The sequence below is a fragment of the Streptomyces sp. NPDC017202 genome, from assembly GCF_044331705.1.
Classification (GTDB): Bacteria; Actinomycetota; Actinomycetes; order Streptomycetales; family Streptomycetaceae; genus Streptomyces.
The window spans coordinates 1-14,931 of record NZ_JBIRNP010000042.1; the positions used below are offsets into that span (position 1 = coordinate 1).

12 protein-coding genes and 2 pseudogenes are annotated in these 14,931 nt (G+C 73.5%); 5 read left to right on the top strand and 9 right to left on the bottom strand.

Going from position 1 to position 14,931, the window contains the following annotated elements; all coding sequences use genetic code 11:
- Nucleotides 1-115: 115 nt before the first annotated feature.
- From ACH4N1_RS34695 to ACH4N1_RS34715, 5 genes and pseudogenes are all read right to left on the bottom strand, one after another.
- Nucleotides 116-406: a hypothetical protein gene (locus tag ACH4N1_RS34695; RefSeq protein WP_398104471.1), complete on the bottom strand. Its 291-nt coding sequence runs from the start codon at nucleotides 404-406 to the stop codon at nucleotides 116-118.
- A gap of 280 nt (nucleotides 407-686) precedes the next feature.
- Nucleotides 687-2,969: a heavy metal translocating P-type ATPase gene (locus ACH4N1_RS34700; protein ID WP_398104473.1), complete on the bottom strand. Its 2,283-nt coding sequence runs from the start codon at nucleotides 2,967-2,969 to the stop codon at nucleotides 687-689.
- 109 nt (nucleotides 2,970-3,078) lie between these two features.
- Nucleotides 3,079-3,375 carry a heavy-metal-associated domain-containing protein gene (locus tag ACH4N1_RS34705; RefSeq protein ID WP_398104475.1) on the bottom strand — a complete coding sequence of 99 codons (297 nt, stop codon included), beginning with the start codon at nucleotides 3,373-3,375 and terminating at the stop codon, nucleotides 3,079-3,081.
- A gap of 604 nt (nucleotides 3,376-3,979) precedes the next feature.
- Complete coding sequence (locus ACH4N1_RS34710; RefSeq protein WP_398104477.1) at nucleotides 3,980-4,933, bottom strand: ATP-binding cassette domain-containing protein; 954 nt, start codon at nucleotides 4,931-4,933, stop codon at nucleotides 3,980-3,982.
- 98 nt (nucleotides 4,934-5,031) lie between these two features.
- Nucleotides 5,032-5,472: pseudogene (locus tag ACH4N1_RS34715) on the bottom strand (asparagine synthase-related protein); the annotation flags it as partial.
- A gap of 326 nt (nucleotides 5,473-5,798) precedes the next feature.
- Between ACH4N1_RS34715 and ACH4N1_RS34720 the strand changes: the two are divergent.
- Entirely contained in the window at nucleotides 5,799-6,998 is a 1,200-nt protein-coding gene (locus ACH4N1_RS34720) for an oxygenase MpaB family protein (RefSeq protein ID WP_398104479.1), read from the top strand.
- A 124-nt stretch (nucleotides 6,999-7,122) separates the two neighbouring features.
- Here ACH4N1_RS34720 and ACH4N1_RS34725 read toward each other — a convergent pair whose 3' ends face one another.
- The 4 genes from ACH4N1_RS34725 to ACH4N1_RS34740 form a co-directional block, all read right to left on the bottom strand.
- On the bottom strand, nucleotides 7,123-8,319 hold the full coding sequence (locus ACH4N1_RS34725; protein ID WP_398104481.1) for a TetR/AcrR family transcriptional regulator: 1,197 nt from the start codon (nucleotides 8,317-8,319) through the stop codon (nucleotides 7,123-7,125).
- A 271-nt stretch (nucleotides 8,320-8,590) separates the two neighbouring features.
- A complete protein-coding gene (locus tag ACH4N1_RS34730) occupies nucleotides 8,591-9,682 on the bottom strand; it encodes an NAD(P)-dependent alcohol dehydrogenase (protein ID WP_398104483.1) in 1,092 nt (363 codons plus the stop codon).
- A complete protein-coding gene (locus tag ACH4N1_RS34735; RefSeq protein WP_398104485.1) occupies nucleotides 9,679-10,158 on the bottom strand; it encodes a DUF4334 domain-containing protein in 480 nt (159 codons plus the stop codon). The genes ACH4N1_RS34730 and ACH4N1_RS34735 overlap by 4 nt, the downstream gene beginning before the upstream one ends.
- Nucleotides 10,159-10,201: 43 nt before the next feature.
- The gene (locus tag ACH4N1_RS34740; RefSeq protein ID WP_398104487.1) at nucleotides 10,202-10,954 is read right to left on the bottom strand and encodes a TetR/AcrR family transcriptional regulator; all 753 of its coding nucleotides are present in this window, start codon (nucleotides 10,952-10,954) and stop codon (nucleotides 10,202-10,204) included.
- Nucleotides 10,955-11,303: 349 nt separating this feature from the next.
- Between ACH4N1_RS34740 and ACH4N1_RS34745 the strand changes: the two genes are divergently transcribed.
- The 4 genes and pseudogenes from ACH4N1_RS34745 to ACH4N1_RS34760 all read left to right on the top strand — a co-directional run.
- On the top strand, nucleotides 11,304-12,458 hold the full coding sequence (locus ACH4N1_RS34745; RefSeq protein ID WP_398104489.1) for a CaiB/BaiF CoA transferase family protein: 1,155 nt from the start codon (nucleotides 11,304-11,306) through the stop codon (nucleotides 12,456-12,458).
- On the top strand, nucleotides 12,458-13,483 hold the full coding sequence (locus ACH4N1_RS34750) for an LLM class F420-dependent oxidoreductase (RefSeq protein WP_398104491.1): 1,026 nt from the start codon (nucleotides 12,458-12,460) through the stop codon (nucleotides 13,481-13,483). Before ACH4N1_RS34745 ends, ACH4N1_RS34750 begins: the two co-directional genes overlap by 1 nt.
- Nucleotides 13,480-14,628 (top strand): acyl-CoA dehydrogenase family protein, encoded by a 1,149-nt coding sequence (locus tag ACH4N1_RS34755; protein WP_398104493.1) that lies wholly within the window; start codon nucleotides 13,480-13,482, stop codon nucleotides 14,626-14,628. Before ACH4N1_RS34750 ends, ACH4N1_RS34755 begins: the two co-directional genes overlap by 4 nt.
- A 72-nt stretch (nucleotides 14,629-14,700) precedes the next feature.
- Nucleotides 14,701-14,847, top strand: a pseudogene (locus ACH4N1_RS34760) (acetyl-CoA C-acyltransferase); the annotation flags it as partial.
- Between the last annotated feature and the right edge of the window lie 84 nt (nucleotides 14,848-14,931).

Consider the following 14,931-nt stretch of genomic DNA (forward strand, 5'->3'; position numbering starts at 1 on the left):
CCCCCAGAAGGCCCAGAACTACACCGTCCACACCACCGTCGCATTCTTCGAACACGGCCTCAACAGCCGCTCACAGCGCTAACGCAACGGTGTTGGCCGCAAAGTAGCCGGGTGATCACGTGCTCGCCGCTGCGGCGGCCTGCTCGTCATGCTCGCGGAGCATCCGCATGACGGTGGCGGGCGAGGGGTGCTGGCCCTTCTTCGCGCCGGTGGTGATGACGAGTCGCTTGGCGATGTCGCGCAGGCTCATCTCCTGGGCGCGTAGGTGCAGGGCCATGGACAGCATGGAGTCGTCGGTGACGCCCGCGCCGCCGATGGTCTTGCCGCGCTTGCGGGCGGACTCGTGGCCTTCGAGGGTGCGGTCGCGGATGTACTCGCGCTCCATCCCGGACATCGCGGCGAGCACGGTGCACACGATGGGCCCGGCTCTCCACCAGCAGGGCCTCGCGCTGCCGGTCCTCCACCGGCTCGACCGGACAGACCTCCACCGCCAGCCACTCGGCCAGCGCCTTCTCGTCCGCGACCGTCGCCGGCCGGAACCCCAGGGCCTCGCGGATCTGCTTGCGGTGGTACTCGGCGGTCCGGCCGACCGGGCGCCGCCCGGCCCGCGCCCGCCCCGGTGTGCCGCCGCCCGGCCCCTGTCCTCGCGGACGGCGACCGGGCGGCGGCGAGTGCGACGCGGGCGGCTACCTGAAGGAGCGCAGCCGCAGGCTGTTGGTGACGACGAACACCGACGAGAAGGCCATCGCGGCGCCCGCGATCATCGGGTTGAGCATCCCGAAGGCCGCGAGCGGCAGGGCCGCGACGTTGTAGCCGAAGGCCCAGAACAGGTTGCCCTTGATGGTGGACAGGGTCTTGCGGGAGAGACGGATCGCGTCCGCCGCCACCCGCAGATCGCCCCGTACGAGGGTCAGGTCGCCCGCCTCGATCGCCGCGTCCGTGCCCGTGCCCATCGCCAGACCGAGGTCCGCGGTGGCGAGGGCGGCCGCGTCGTTGACGCCGTCACCGACCATGGCGACCGTACGGCCCTCCGCCTGGAGCCGCTTGACGACGTCGACCTTGTCCTGCGGCAGCACCTCGGCGATCACTTCGTCGATGCCGACGGCCCGGGCGACCGACTCGGCGACGAGCTTGTTGTCCCCGGTCAGCAGGACCGGTGTCAGCCCCAGCCGGCGCAGCTCGGCCACGGCCTCGGCACTGGTCTCCTTGATCGCGTCCGCGACGGTCAGGACACCGCGCGCCTCGCCGTCCCAGGCCACGACCACCGCCGTACGCCCCTCGGCCTCCGCGGCGGCCTTGGCCCCGGCCAGGTCGCCGGGCAGCTCGATCGCCCACTCCCGCAGCAGCTTCTCGCGGCCGACGAGTACCGCGTGTCCGTCGACGACGCCCTGGACGCCGAGACCGGCGACGTTCTGGAAGTCCTCGGGGACCGGCAGGCTTCCCGCCCGGTCCGCGGCACCGGCGGCGACCGCCCGGGCGATCGGGTGCTCGGACGCGTGTTCCAGCGCACCCGCGAGGCGCAGCAGTTCGCCTTCGGCCACACCCGGTGCGGTGAACACGTCGTGGAGCCGCATCCGGCCGGTCGTGACGGTGCCGGTCTTGTCGAGGACGACCGTGTCGACCCGGCGGGTGGACTCCAGGACCTCGGGGCCCTTGATCAGGATGCCGAGTTGGGCACCGCGGCCGGTGCCGACCATGAGGGCGGTCGGCGTCGCGAGACCGAGGGCGCAGGGGCAGGCGATGATCAGGACGGCCACGGCGGCGGTGAAGGCGGCCGTCGGGTCCGCGGTGAACCCGAGCCAGGCGCCGAGGGTGGCCGCCGCGATCAGCAGGACGGCGGGGACGAAGACGCCGGAGATCCGGTCGGCGAGGCGTTGCACCTCGGCCTTGCCGTTCTGGGCGTCCTCGACCAGCTTCGCCATGCGCGCCAGCTGCGTGTCGGCGCCCACCCGGGTCGCCTCGACGACGAGGCGGCCGCCGGCGTTCACGGTCGCCCCGGTGACGGCGTCACCGACGCCGACGTCGACGGGCACCGATTCGCCGGTCAGCATGGACGCGTCCACCGCCGACGCGCCCTCGACGACCGTTCCGTCGGTCGCGATCTTCTCGCCCGGGCGCACCACGAAGTGGTCGCCCGGCGCCAACTGGGCTACGGGGATGCGTACTTCGGCGCCGTCCCGCAGCACGGAGACGTCCTTCGCGCCCAGTTCCAGCAGTGCCCTGAGTGCCGCACCGGCCTTGCGCTTGGACCTCGCCTCCAGGTAGCGCCCGGCGAGGATGAACGTCGTCACGCCGGCCGCGGCCTCCAGGTAGACGGAGGACGAACCGTCGGAACGGGAGACGGTGAACTCGAAGCCGTGCCGCATGCCCGGCATGCCGGCGGTGCCGAAGAACAGTGCCCACAGCGACCAGCCGAAGGCGGCGAGCGTGCCGATCGACACCAGGGTGTCCATGGTCGCCGCGCCGTGCCGGGCGTTCGTCCAGGCGGCCCGGTGGAAGGGCGCCGCGCCCCAGACCACGACCGGGGCGGCCAGGGTCAGCGACAGCCACTGCCAGTTCTCGAACTGGAGGGCCGGGACCATCGCCATCAGCACCACGGGCACCGAGAGGGCCAGCGACACGAGCAGACGCTGCCGCAGGGTGAGCAGCTCGTGGTCGGCGGCGGGCTCGGCGCTCCTGGCCTCGCCGTCGTCGTCCGGGAGGGCGGGCGGGGGCGGCTCCGCGGCCGTGTAGCCGGTCTTCTCGACCGTGGTGATGAGGTCGGCGACCTCGATCCCGTCCGGATAGGAGATCTTCGCCTTCTCCGTGGCGTAGTTGACGGTCGCCGTGACGCCGTCCATCCGGTTGAGCTTCTTCTCGATGCGGGCCGCGCAGGAGGCGCAGGTCATGCCGCCGATGGAGAGCTCGACCTCGGAGACGGGCGCGGGTGCCCGGTCGGGAAGCGTCTTGTCGGGAGCCGTGCTGGTCATGGAGGTACTCCTGGGGAGGGCCGGGACGTGCGGCGTCCGTATCAGCGGAGCGGCACGCCCCGGCGGGGAGGAATGCGCGTGCTCCGGGGCCGTCGGGCCCCGGACGGGCTCATGCCGCGCCGGCGAGCTCGTAACCGGCCTCGTCGACGGCGGCGCGGACGGCCTCCTCGTCGAGCGGGGCGGCGGAGGTGACGGTGACCTCACCGGTCCGGGCGACCGCCGTGACCGTGGTGACGCCGTCGAGTGCGGAGATCTCCCGCGACACCGCGCCCTCGCAGTGTCCGCAGGTCATGCCGGACACCCGGTAGACGGTGGTGACGGCGCCGTCCCGGGTGCCGGTCGCGGCGCCCGAGTGGCACGAGCCGCCGGTGGAGCAGCAGGAGCCGGAGTTCTTCAGGTCGGTCATGGCGTCTTCCTCGGCTGTCGATGCGTGGGTCGCTTCCGGAGGGGCTCGATCCTCCCCTCCCGACAGGATCGACTGTATACCCTAGGGGGGTATGCCGGAAGTCCGGGGGCACGCGGCGCCCGATGCCGTCGAGCCTGGGCGGCGTGAGCCTGTGCGAAGAGCGGCACACGGCCGCCGCTCACCGGCTGCGCGCCGCGGCCCTCCGCGACGTGCCGCGGCAGGGGCCTCGCGCCTTCCGGGGCCCGGGAGGGAGCGGCGGGCACGGGCCGTGGGCCTTCGTGCCGGCTCGTGAGCGCCTACGCCCCGGTGTCGGTGCGGGACGGGTGCACCGCCTCCGCGAGTGCCGTGTCCGGCCTCGGCGGGGAGGCGGCAGCCGGGCCGGAGCAGGCGTCCAGGTCCCTGGGCGACGACCCGCGACGGGTGACCGGATTCCCAGGCGGGTTCACGGTGCCGCCGTCGGCCACCGCGGTGAGTCGCGCGGTGCGGCGGCCGTGCGAGCGGGCCCGGACGGCTTTCCGGCCGGGGGCGCGCATCACCGACCGGCGGTGGCCGGTGCGGATCGCCGTCCGGGCCGGGGTGCTGTCCCCGGCCGGACGGCGGGGCCTCACCCCGGTGTTCCCGCGCGGCTCCCACGCCCCGGGCCGCCGCCCGGCCGGAGCGTCCGGCTCGCGGCCGGCTCGCGGTGGAGGGCACTGCCGGCCAGCAGGTCCTCGTGGCGTCCGGCGGCGGTGGTGCGGCCGTCGTGCAGCACCACGGTGTGGTCGGCGTGCTGCACCGTGGACAGGCGGTGCGCGACGACCAGCAGGGCGCACTCCGGGGCGACGTCCTTCAGGACGGTGGTGAGGGCCGACTCGTCGATCGCGTCGAGGTGGGAGGTGGGCTCGTCCAGCAGGGGCAGGGCGGGGCGCGCCAGCAGGGCGCGGGCGATGGCGACGCGTTGCCGTTCACCGCCGGAGAGGGTGCTGCCGCGCTCACCGACGACGGCGTCCAGGCCGCCGGGGAACCGGTCGACGACCTCCTCGAGACGGGCCAGTCCCACGACGCGCCGGATCTCCGCTTCCGGGGCGTCGGGCACGGCGTAGGCGATGTTGTCGCGCAGGGTGCCGTGGACGACGTGGGCGTTCTGGTCGACCACGGCCAGGCGACGGCGGCACGCGTCGCGGCTGAGCCGGGCCGCGGGCACCCCGTCGAAGAGGACGTGGCCCGCGTCCGGCTCGTAGAACCTCGCCACCAGGGCGAACACCGTGCTCTTGCCGGCTCCGGACCTGCCCACCAGGGCGACGTGCCGCCGATGCGCGACGGTGAACGAGACGCCGCGCAGGACCGGCCGGCCGGGGTCGTGCCCGAAGCGGACGTCGCACAGCGCGGGCGCTTCCTCCGTCCGGCAGCGGCGGACGGAGGAAGCGCCCGCGGCTCCCGTCGCCGCTTCGGTGACGAACAGCGTGCCGAGCAGCGCCGGCAGGGGCCGGACGACCTGCCCGCGGCCGCTCGCGTCCACGACGTGCTCGGCGACGAGCGGCTGGGCCGGTCCCAGGGCGGCGCCCACCAGGGTCAGCACGGTGGCGACGACGACCGCCCGTCGGTGCCCGGCGACGAGCCGGTAATCGTGACCACCGCCGCCCGGGTGGATCTGTCCTCCTCGAAGACCGCGGTCCTCGCCCTTTCGGCCCAGTGCAGGCCGGTGTCCGCCGGATCGCGTCCCGGCCACGTGCCGGCCAGCACGCGGGCGGGGGAGCGGTCGGCGAGGAAGCAGACGGAGGTGGAGTCGAGGCTTCCGGAGAGGTCGCAGCTGACGACGCCGCCCTGCCGGGTGCGGGCGTCCACGGCCTCCCGCAGCGCCTCGCGGATCAGGGGCGCCGCCTCGGCGAGCGGCCGGTCCGGCTCCGGCGGTGTCCACCAACGCGTGTGCCGGACGGTGCGCCCGCCGGCCGCGACGATCACGGCGTTCTGCGGAGGAACGGCGCTGACCGCACGCCACGGTGACGTTTCGAACAACGGGTAGGGGGCGGGCCGCAGCAGCCTGACGGCCGGCTCCTCGACGTCGGGGTCGAGCCCCAGGACGGCGGCGAGCGTGTCGGCGCGGGTGGCGGCCACCCGTTCCGCGGACACCGCCACCGGGCCGCCGCCCCCACCGGGCCGCCGCTCGCCGGGGACGGCCGCGCCTGTCCCGACGACCGCGCCGGCCCCGACGGCCACGTGCGGCACCGGAGGCCGGGCGGCGCGGGGGCGGCCGGCGACCCGTGCGGTTCCGCCGGCATCGGCGAGGAGCCCTCGGTCACCACCATTGCCGACGGCAACGCACCTCGCTATGTTAATCAAAAATCACATCTGTGCGACAAGCTTCAGCACCTGTTGGTCGCGCAACTGGCAAGTCTGCGAAGGCATCTGGAACCATCTGGCCCCTCAGGGAAGCAGGTAAGTCAATGGAGAACCTCAGCAGGCGAAAGGTTCTGTCACTCGGTGTCGCACTCGGCCTCGTGGCCGTGGCCGACCCCGCCCGGGCGTCGGCGTCGACCGGGTCGGTGACCGGAGCCGCCGCGGGAACCGGTCCGGAGTGGATCTGGGACGACGCGGCGGACCCTCTGATGGCTTCGATGCTCGACGACGGACACGTGCCGGCGATCAACACGGCATGGGCGTCGTGGGTGAACAACGACGACCCGCTGCCCAGCGGTCTGCCGGCCGCGTTCGCCGCGTACCTGGGGCAGGTCAACCGGCTGCCCTCCTGGGCCGACCCCGCCAAGCTGGCCCGCGCCGCCGACTTCAACCAGCGCCGGGACACGTACCTCTTCATGCTGTACGGCCTCGGCAGCGGCATCATGAGCACCGTGATCCCGCGTGAGGCCAAGAGCGTCTACTGGTCCGCGGGTGGCGCCGACATGCAGGACCGCGCGGCCAAGACGTTCACGTTCGGCTACGACCTGTCCCAGCTGGGGGCCTTCACCCCGACGGGACAGTTCGTCGTCACCGCCAACAAGACGCGCGTGGTGCACGCCGCGGTGCGTCACCTGCTGCCGCAGTCGCCGCACTGGCGGGCGGTCGCCGACGAGACCGTCCCGATCAGCGCCGCCGACATCCTGGTCACCTTCCACAGCCTGGGCACCTACGTGTACCGGAAGCTGATCGACTGGAAGATCCCGTTCCCGGCCGCGGACCAGGAGGCGTTCCTGCACTCGTGGCAGGTCGCCGTCCACCTGCTCGGTGTGCCCTACGAGCACATTCCCCGGACGTGGGCCGCCGCCGAACGGCAGTCGGCGCAGGTGCTCACCCCGATCCTCACCCCGTCGACCGAGGGCATCGCCCTGGCCGAGGAACTGCTCGGCCTGACCGCGCAGATCGACCTCGGCGTCACCCGCGGGTTCCTGAACGAGTTCGTGCGCTACGTCCTCAGCGACGAGGTCGGCGACTGGCTGGGACTCAAACGCGACTACGCGTCGGCGGCCCTGGTCCGCACCGCCTGGCCGGCGTTCATCCTGTTCCGTGAGGGGCTGTCGCCCGTCATGCCCGGCACCTTCTACCTGTTCGACCAGTTCGTGCGCGCCCTGGCCATGCTGTTCCTCAACAAGGGCTCCTCCGGGACCACCACCCCCATCACGATCCCCACCGGAAACAGGGCGGGCTGAGCCGGCGACCCGGCCCCCACCCGTGCCCGCCCCACGGCCGACGGGCCGGGGCGGGCGTCAGGGGGACCCGCGCGCGAGGCGCTTCACGACGCGGCACCCCGTCGTCGCCCGGTTCCGGGGCGGGTCAGAGACCCAGGGCGCTCACGACCAGAGCGGTCACGGCCGCACGGTGGTCGGGGCTGTCCCGCCACCGCAGTCTGCGTCCCGCCTCGACCACCACGCCGAAACCCGCGTGCACCAGCACCCGGGCCTGGCGCGGGTACAGCTCGGGGCGGACCAGCCGCAACTGCTGCTCCCAGACGGCGATGTGTTCCCGCTGCGCGACGAGAAGGGGCCGCCGCAGGTCGGCCGGCAAGCCGGCCAGCTCGGCCTCGGCGACGCTGGTCAGCTCGGTGTACTCGAAGCAGTAGGCCACGTACGTCGCCGCCAGCGCGACCACGGCGTCGTGCGGGCCGGCCACCTCGTGCAGGCTCCGCTCCACGCCCTGGGCCAGCAGTCCCGCCGCCTGGAGGCATGCCGCCGCCAGGATGTCGACCTTGCCGGGGTAATGGCGGTAGAGCGCGGACGGGGTCAGTCCCACCGCCTCCGCGATCTGCCCGTTCGTGACGTTGGCGAACCCGTCCCGGGCGAACAGCGGGACGGAGGCCGCGAGGATCTCCGCGCGTCGCGTGCGCGGCACCGGCCGGGCGGGCAGTTCGACGGGGCGTGCGGCCCGTCGGCCCGCCGCCGGATCCGTCGCGGCCACGCGCAGCGCGGACGCCAGGAGCAGGGCCTCGGCCCGGCGCGGGGCGACGGAGGTGTGGTGCATCGTGATGGACCCGATCGCGCCGAGGGCCGCCATGGCCCGCAGCCGGCCGTCGGGCAGCGGGTGTTCGCGCTGCACCGCCTCGTCGACCCGCTCGACGAGGCGACCGAACTTCACCCCGAGACGCCGGCGGTCCTCGTGGTGGAGGTACCGGGCCTCCCAGCGGTACACTCCGCCCGACGCGCGATGGGTGACGGTGACCCGGGTGACGGCGGTCAGCACCTCCGTCAGGGGCGCCCCGGACGCCACCTCGTCGAGTGCGGCGACCAGTCCGTCCACCATGACGTGGGCGCACTCGGCGAACAGCGCGTACTTGTTCGGGAAGTGCCGGTACAGAGCGGCCGCGGTGATGCCCACGCCGGCGGCGACCTCCTCCATGGACGCCTTGTGGTAGCCGCGCTCGCTGAAGACCCGCCCCGCCGCGTCGATGATGAGCTGCCTGCGATTGCGGGGCCGCGTGCCCGGGGCCGGACCGGCGGTCGCGGCCGGACGGGCGGACGGGGAGGCGGGAGCCATGCGGTTCAGTCAATCACACGCCGTCGGAGGGCCCGGCCGCCTCGGCGCGGACCGCCCGGGACACGACCGCGGGACCACTTCCCGGTTGATCCGCCGTCCCGCGACGCGAACGGCTCGTGCCGACTGCCGACTGCCGACTGCCGACTGCCGACTGCCGACTGCCGACTGCCGGCGCGGCAGGCGCGGCAGGCGCCCGTCGGTGTTACGGCGGGGTCCGCCGTCCGGCACCGCCGTTCCCGGTGCCGGAGCAGCCGGTCGGGGGAAGGTCCGGTCAGGGGAAGGTGAGGACCGGCTTGACCACGGTGCCGTCCCTCATGGCGGCCGCGGCCGCGCCGATGTCCTCGAACGGGAACGTGGTGACCAGCCGGTCGAGCGGGAAGAGGCCACGGCCGTGCAGGCCGATCAGTTCGGGGAGGAAGCGGACGGGATCGGAGTCCCCCTCGATCACCCCGTGCACGCGGACACCCTTGGCGAGCAGGCCCATCACGTCGAACGTCACCTCGCCGCCGATGCCGAGGAGGGCGAGTTCACCGCGCGGGCGCAGCGCGCCGACGGCCCGGCGGGCCATCTCCGGACGGCCGGTGGTCTCGACGACGTGGTGCGCACCACCGCCGGTGAGGTCGCGCAGCGCCGCCACCAGACCGTCCCCGGGGGCCAGGGCCGCCCCGGCGCCCAGTCCGGTGGCCAGGGCACGGCGGGAGGCGACCGGGTCGACGGCCACCACCGGGTCGCAGCCCACGGCCACCGCGGCCATCAGCGCGCTCAGACCGACCCCGCCCGCGCCCAGGACGACCAGCGAGGAGCCCGGTTCGGGGCGCAGCCGGTTGAGCACGGTGCCCGCGCCCGTCTGGCCGCTGCAGCCCAGCGGCGCGGCGACCGCGGCCGGCAGGCCGGAGGGCACCTTGACCACGCCGCGTTCGTGGACGACGGCGTGCGTGGCGAAGCTGGACTGGCCGAAGAAGCCGGCGTGGAGCGGTGCGCCGTCGAGCGAGAGCGCGGTGGTGCCGTCGTCGCGCCCACCGGAGAAGTTGCGGGCCTGCGCGGCGTGGCAGTAGGCCGGATGGCCCGCCGCGCACTGCTCGCAGGCGCCGCAACTGGCGAAGGTGAGGCAGACGGGGTCTCCCGGCGCGAGGCCGGTCACCTCCGGGCCCACCGCCTCGACCCGGCCGGCGCCCTCGTGGCCGAAGACCATCGGGGTGAGCCGCCGGGGCCAGGCGTCCCGCATCGCCAGGTCGGTGTGGCAGATGCCGACCGCGGTCATCCTCACCAGGACCTCGTACGGCCGCGGGTCCTCGAGGTCCGCGTCCCGGATGGTGAACGGGGCGCCCGGCGCCTCGGTGACCGCGGCGCGGACGCGCCTCACGATCCCTCGGGGACGCGCTCGAGGAAGAAGTAGTAGAAGGGGCCCTGAGGGGGGACCCCCTTGGCGTTCATGATCCCCATCAGTGTGGTGTCGTCCACCTGCTTGAAGTGGTCGAGGACCGGCTGGCCGTCGTAGACCATGGTGGCCGTCGTCTCGCCGCGGAACTCCACGGTCCACAGGCTGGCCTCGCCCTTGCCGAGCTCGCGGTTGGAGTACAGCTCGCCCTTGTCGTCCCGGCACATCAGCGGCCTGACGTCGTGCACGGAGGCGAACGTCTTGCCGTACCAGCCGGCCTTCGCCAGCATGCCGTTGAGCGGGTGACCGGTGGCGAATTCGCCGCCCTTCCACTCGCCGAGTATCTCCTCGGGACGGACGGTGGCCAACGCCGCCCAGATCCGGTCGAGTTCGGCGGGATCGACCGGGCCGTCCTGCTCCCGGAACTCCTGGAAGCGGGCGCGGGCCTCGAACACGTCCATGCGGGTGTCCTCTCGTCGGTGGTGGCACCGTGGAAGCGATACGTCAGGGTGTCTCCGGGGCGGGCCGCGCCGGAGCCGGCCGCCCCGGCCGCTGTCGGCCGCTGCCGGCCGCCGGAGTGCGGGGAGGGGCGAGCCGGGAGAAGGGGGTCGCAGGGTCGCCGGTGACCGCGCCGGGGTGGCCCACGGTGCCGAGGCTCAGCAGCACGTGGCGTTCGGCGACCTCCTCCGGGGTGAGCGGACCGTCCTCGCGGAACCAGTTGGCGACCCCCTGGCACATGACGAGCACCGAACGCACCGCGTCGGCCGGGATCGGCGTCGTGAACACCCCCTGGGCGCGGCCCGCCTCGACCGTGTCCAGCAGCATGTGCTCGAGATAGTCGCGCAGGGCGACGTAGCGCGCCCGGTTCTGGGGTTCCAGGCTGCGGATCTCCGTGTCCAGGAAGGCCAGTTGCTGACGGTGGGCCATGTAGAGCACGATCGACTCGACCATGCCGCAGAACCGTGCCAGCGGATCCTCCCCGGCCTCCCCGGCAGCGGCCCGGCAGCGGTCCAGGACGTCCTTGATGGACGTCTCCAGCAGCGTGGCCAGCAGAGCCTGTTTGTTCTCGTAGTGGTAGTACAGCGCGGGCACGGTGACGCCGACCCGGCCGGCGATGTCCCGGACCGAAGTGCCGTGGTAGCCCGCTTCGTTGAAGGCCTCCATGGCGTGCGTCAGGATCGGGTGCAGCTCGAGCGGTCCGTAGGAGCGCCAGTGCTCCGCCGGCGGTGCGGTGTCCTGGCTCGGCGCGGTGTTCAACGGCTCTCCTCGGGACGGGCGGCGATCGGCGACATCGTACGGCCGTGAGTCCACCACACCTCCCTCCGGATGCTTAGCGCTCGATCAGTGGAACCCGGTCTCCGGTGGCCGGTCTGATGTCACTTCCCTGGTGTGGATCCACGAAAACTATCCCTGCAAGGGGAGTTGACCGACCGGCGGCACGCTCCTACGTTCTTAGCGAACGCTCAGTAAGTCTCCGGTCGATGGCGGTGCAAGCCCACGCCCTGCCCCGAGGGCCTTGGTCCGAGGACCCCGCGCCGGCCGCCTCCCGCCGAGAGCCCCGACCCGAGCGCCCCGCTCCGGGCACCTCGCACCGAGAAAGGAACCCATGAGCCGGTACTCCACCGAGCTTCCGGGCCCCGACCTGGCGGGCCCGCTGGACGGCGTACGCGTGGTCGAACTGGCGGGGATCGGTCCCGGTCCGTTCGCCGCGATGCTGCTCGCCGACCTGGGCGCCGACGTGGTGCGCGTGGACCGCCCCGGCCCCTCGCCACTCGGCGGCGATCCCGCCCACGACGTGACCAACCGCAACAAGCGCTCCGTCCTGGTCGACCTCAAGTCGCCCGAAGGGCCGGAAACGGTAAGGGCGTTGGCGGCGCGCGCCGAGATCCTGCTGGAGGGATACCGGCCCGGTGTCGCCGAGCGGCTCGGGGTCGGCCCCGAGGAGTGCACGGCCGCCAACCCCGCGCTGGTGTACGGCAGGATGACCGGCTGGGGCCAGCGAGGCCCCCTCGCGCCCCTGGCCGGACACGACATCGGCTACATCGCCACCGCGGGCGCCCTGTCCATGATCGGCGCGCCGGACGGACGACCCGTCTTCCCCGTCAACCTGCTCGGCGACTACGCGGGCGGCTCCCTCTATCTGACCACCGGCGTCCTCGCCGCGCTGCTCACCGCCCGTGCCACCGGCCGCGGCCAGGTGGTGGACGCCGCGATCGTCGACGGCACCGCACACCTCACCGCGATGTTCTGGGGCATGCTCGCCGAGGGCACCTGGCAGGACGCCCGCGGCCGCAACCTGCTCGACGGCGGCTGCCCCCACTACGGCGTCTACGAGACCGCCGACGGCGGCTGGATGGCGGTCGGCGCCCTCGAGCCGCAGTTCTACGCGGTGCTGGTCTCCCTGCTGGGCCTGGACGGCGAGGACCTGCCGGACCGCGCCGACCCGCGCAACTGGCCCGAGCTGCGGGCCGTGTTCACCACCCGGTTCAAGACCGCCAGCCGCGCACAGTGGACGGCCGTCTTCGAAGGCACCGACGCCTGCGTCGCGCCCGTGCTCTCACTGCACGAGGCGGCCGACCACCCCCACCTGACCGGACGGGGCACCTACACCGAGGCGTACGGCATCACCCAGCCCGCTCCCGCCCCCCGTTTCTCCGCCACCCCCGGCACCCTCCGACGCCCCCCGGCCCTCCCCGGCGCGCACACCGCGGACGTGGCCCGCGACTGGGGCGTGCCCGAACTGCTGAAGGACCACCGCTGATGGAACTGTCCTCACCACTGACGTACGCCGGCGATCCGCGTGCCGCCGCGGACCGCGCCGCCGGCCTGGAGTCCGCGGGCCTCGACGCCGTCTGGGTGGCCGAGGCGTACGGCTTCGACTCCCCGACGATCATGGGATACCTCGCCGCGAAGACCGAGCGGATGCGGATCGGCTCGGCCGTCCTCAACGTCTACTCCCGCACCCCCGCGCTGATCGCCCAGACCGCGGCCGGACTCGACGCCCTCACCGGCGGCCGCGCCCTCCTCGGCATCGGCGCCTCCGGACCCCAGGTCGTCGAGGGCTGGCACGGCCGCCGTTACGACCGCCCGCTGGGCCGCACCCGCGAGGTGATCGAGCTGTCCCGGCGGATCTGGCGGCGCGAGGTGATCGAGCACCACGGCATCACCGACCTGCCCCTGCCGGCCGAGAAGGGCGGCACCCTCGGCAAACCGCTGAAGCTGCTGAACCACCCGGTCCGCGACACCGTCCCGGTCCACGTCGCGGCGCTGGGCCCGGCCAACGTCCGGATGACCGCCGAGATCGCCGACGGATGGCTGCCGTTCCTCTACGTCCCCGAGCACGCCGCCGAGGTCTGGGGCCGGCCCCTGGCCGAGGGCGGCGCCGCGCGCGACCCCGGGCTCGGCCCGCTCTCGGTCGTGGCGGGCGGCCTGCTGGCCATCGGCGACGACGCCGAGGCCGTCCGTGACCTGATGCGCCCCACCGTCGCCCTCTACGTCGGCGGCATGGGCGCCCCCGGCCGCAACTTCTACCACGACCTGATCCGCTCCTACGGCTACGAGTCCGCAGCGGCAGCCATCCAGGAGCACTACCTCGCCGGCCGCAAGAAGGACGCGGAGGCCGCCGTACCGGCCGAGCTGCTGGAGCTCCTCTGCCTGGCCGGCCCCGAGGGCTACGTCCGCGACCGCGTCGAGGTCTTCCGTGCGGCGGGCGTGACCATGCTCAACGTCACCCCCGTCGGTCCCGATCCCGCCCGGCTGATCGAGCGCGTGAGGAGTTGGCTGTGACACCGCGACGAGACCTGTACGGCCCCGACCACGAGGCCTTCCGCGAGACGGTGCGGACCTTCCTCGCCAAGGAGGTGACCCCGCACCACGAACGCTGGGAGAGGGACGGCGTCGTCGACCGCGAGGTGTGGCGCTCCGCGGGCCGCCGGGGCCTGCTCGGCATGGCCGTCGGCGAGGAGTACGGCGGCGGCGGGACCGGCGACTTCCGGTACAGCGCCGTCCTCATCGAGGAGTTCGCCCGCGCGGGCGCCTCCGGGCCGGCCCTGAGCCTGCACAACGACATCGTCGGCCCGTACCTGACCCGGCTCGCCACCGAGGAGCAGAAGCGGCGCTGGCTGCCCGGCTTCACCTCCGGCGACATCGTCACCGCCATCGCCATGACGGAACCCGGCGCCGGCTCCGACCTGCAGGGCATCCGCACCACCGCCACCGACCAGGGGGACCACTACCTGCTCAACGGGGCGAAGACCTTCATCTCCAACGGCATCCTCGCCGACCTCGTCGTCGTGGTGGCCCGCACCACCCCCGAGGGCGGCAGCGGCGGGCAGAGCCTGCTCGTCGTCGAGCGCGGGACGGAGGGCTTCGCACGCGGCCGCAACCTCGACAAGATCGGCCAGAAGGCCCAGGACACCGCCGAGCTGTTCTTCGACGACGTGCGCGTCCCCAAGGAGAACCTGCTGGGCGAGGAGAACCGGGCCTTCGCCCACCTCATGGACAACCTCGCCCAGGAGCGGCTGGCCATCGCGGTCGGCGCCGCCGCCGCGGCCGAGGAGATCCTGGACGTCACCACGCGGTACGTGAAGGAACGCGAGGCGTTCGGGAGACCGCTGGCCACGCTCCAGCACGTCCGCTTCGAGATCGCCGAGATGGCCACCGAGGCCGCGGTCACCCGGACCTTCGTCGACCGCTGCGTCGCCGAGCACGGCGAGGGCCGGCTCGACGCCGTGCACGCCTCGATGGCCAAGTGGTGGACCACCGAACTGCAGAAGCGGACCGTCGACCGCTGTCTGCAACTCCACGGCGGATACGGCTACATGAGCGAGTTCCGGGTGGCCCGGGCGTTCCTCGACAGCCGCATCCAGACCATCTACGGCGGCACCACCGAGATCATGAAGGAGATCATCGGCCGCTCGCTGCTGCGGTGAACGCCGACCCCTCCGCCACCATGTGTGTCGCGTTCGCGGCTTCCGCCAGACCCGATCTGGAAGGCGACCGAGGTGAGCACCGAAGCGTACGTGTACGACGCGATCCGCACCCCGCGCGGGCGCGGCAGGGCCGACGGGGCCCTGCACGGCACCGAACCGATCGACCTGGTGGTCGGCCTGCTGCACGAGACCCTCCGCCGCTTCCCGGACCTAGGTCCTGTCGTCAAATTCCTGCCGTCCGCCTGGAGGGCGGGCTCTGCGGCGTCAGGTGCGTGCTCTCGGCGTGCCGGGCCCTGATCCTCG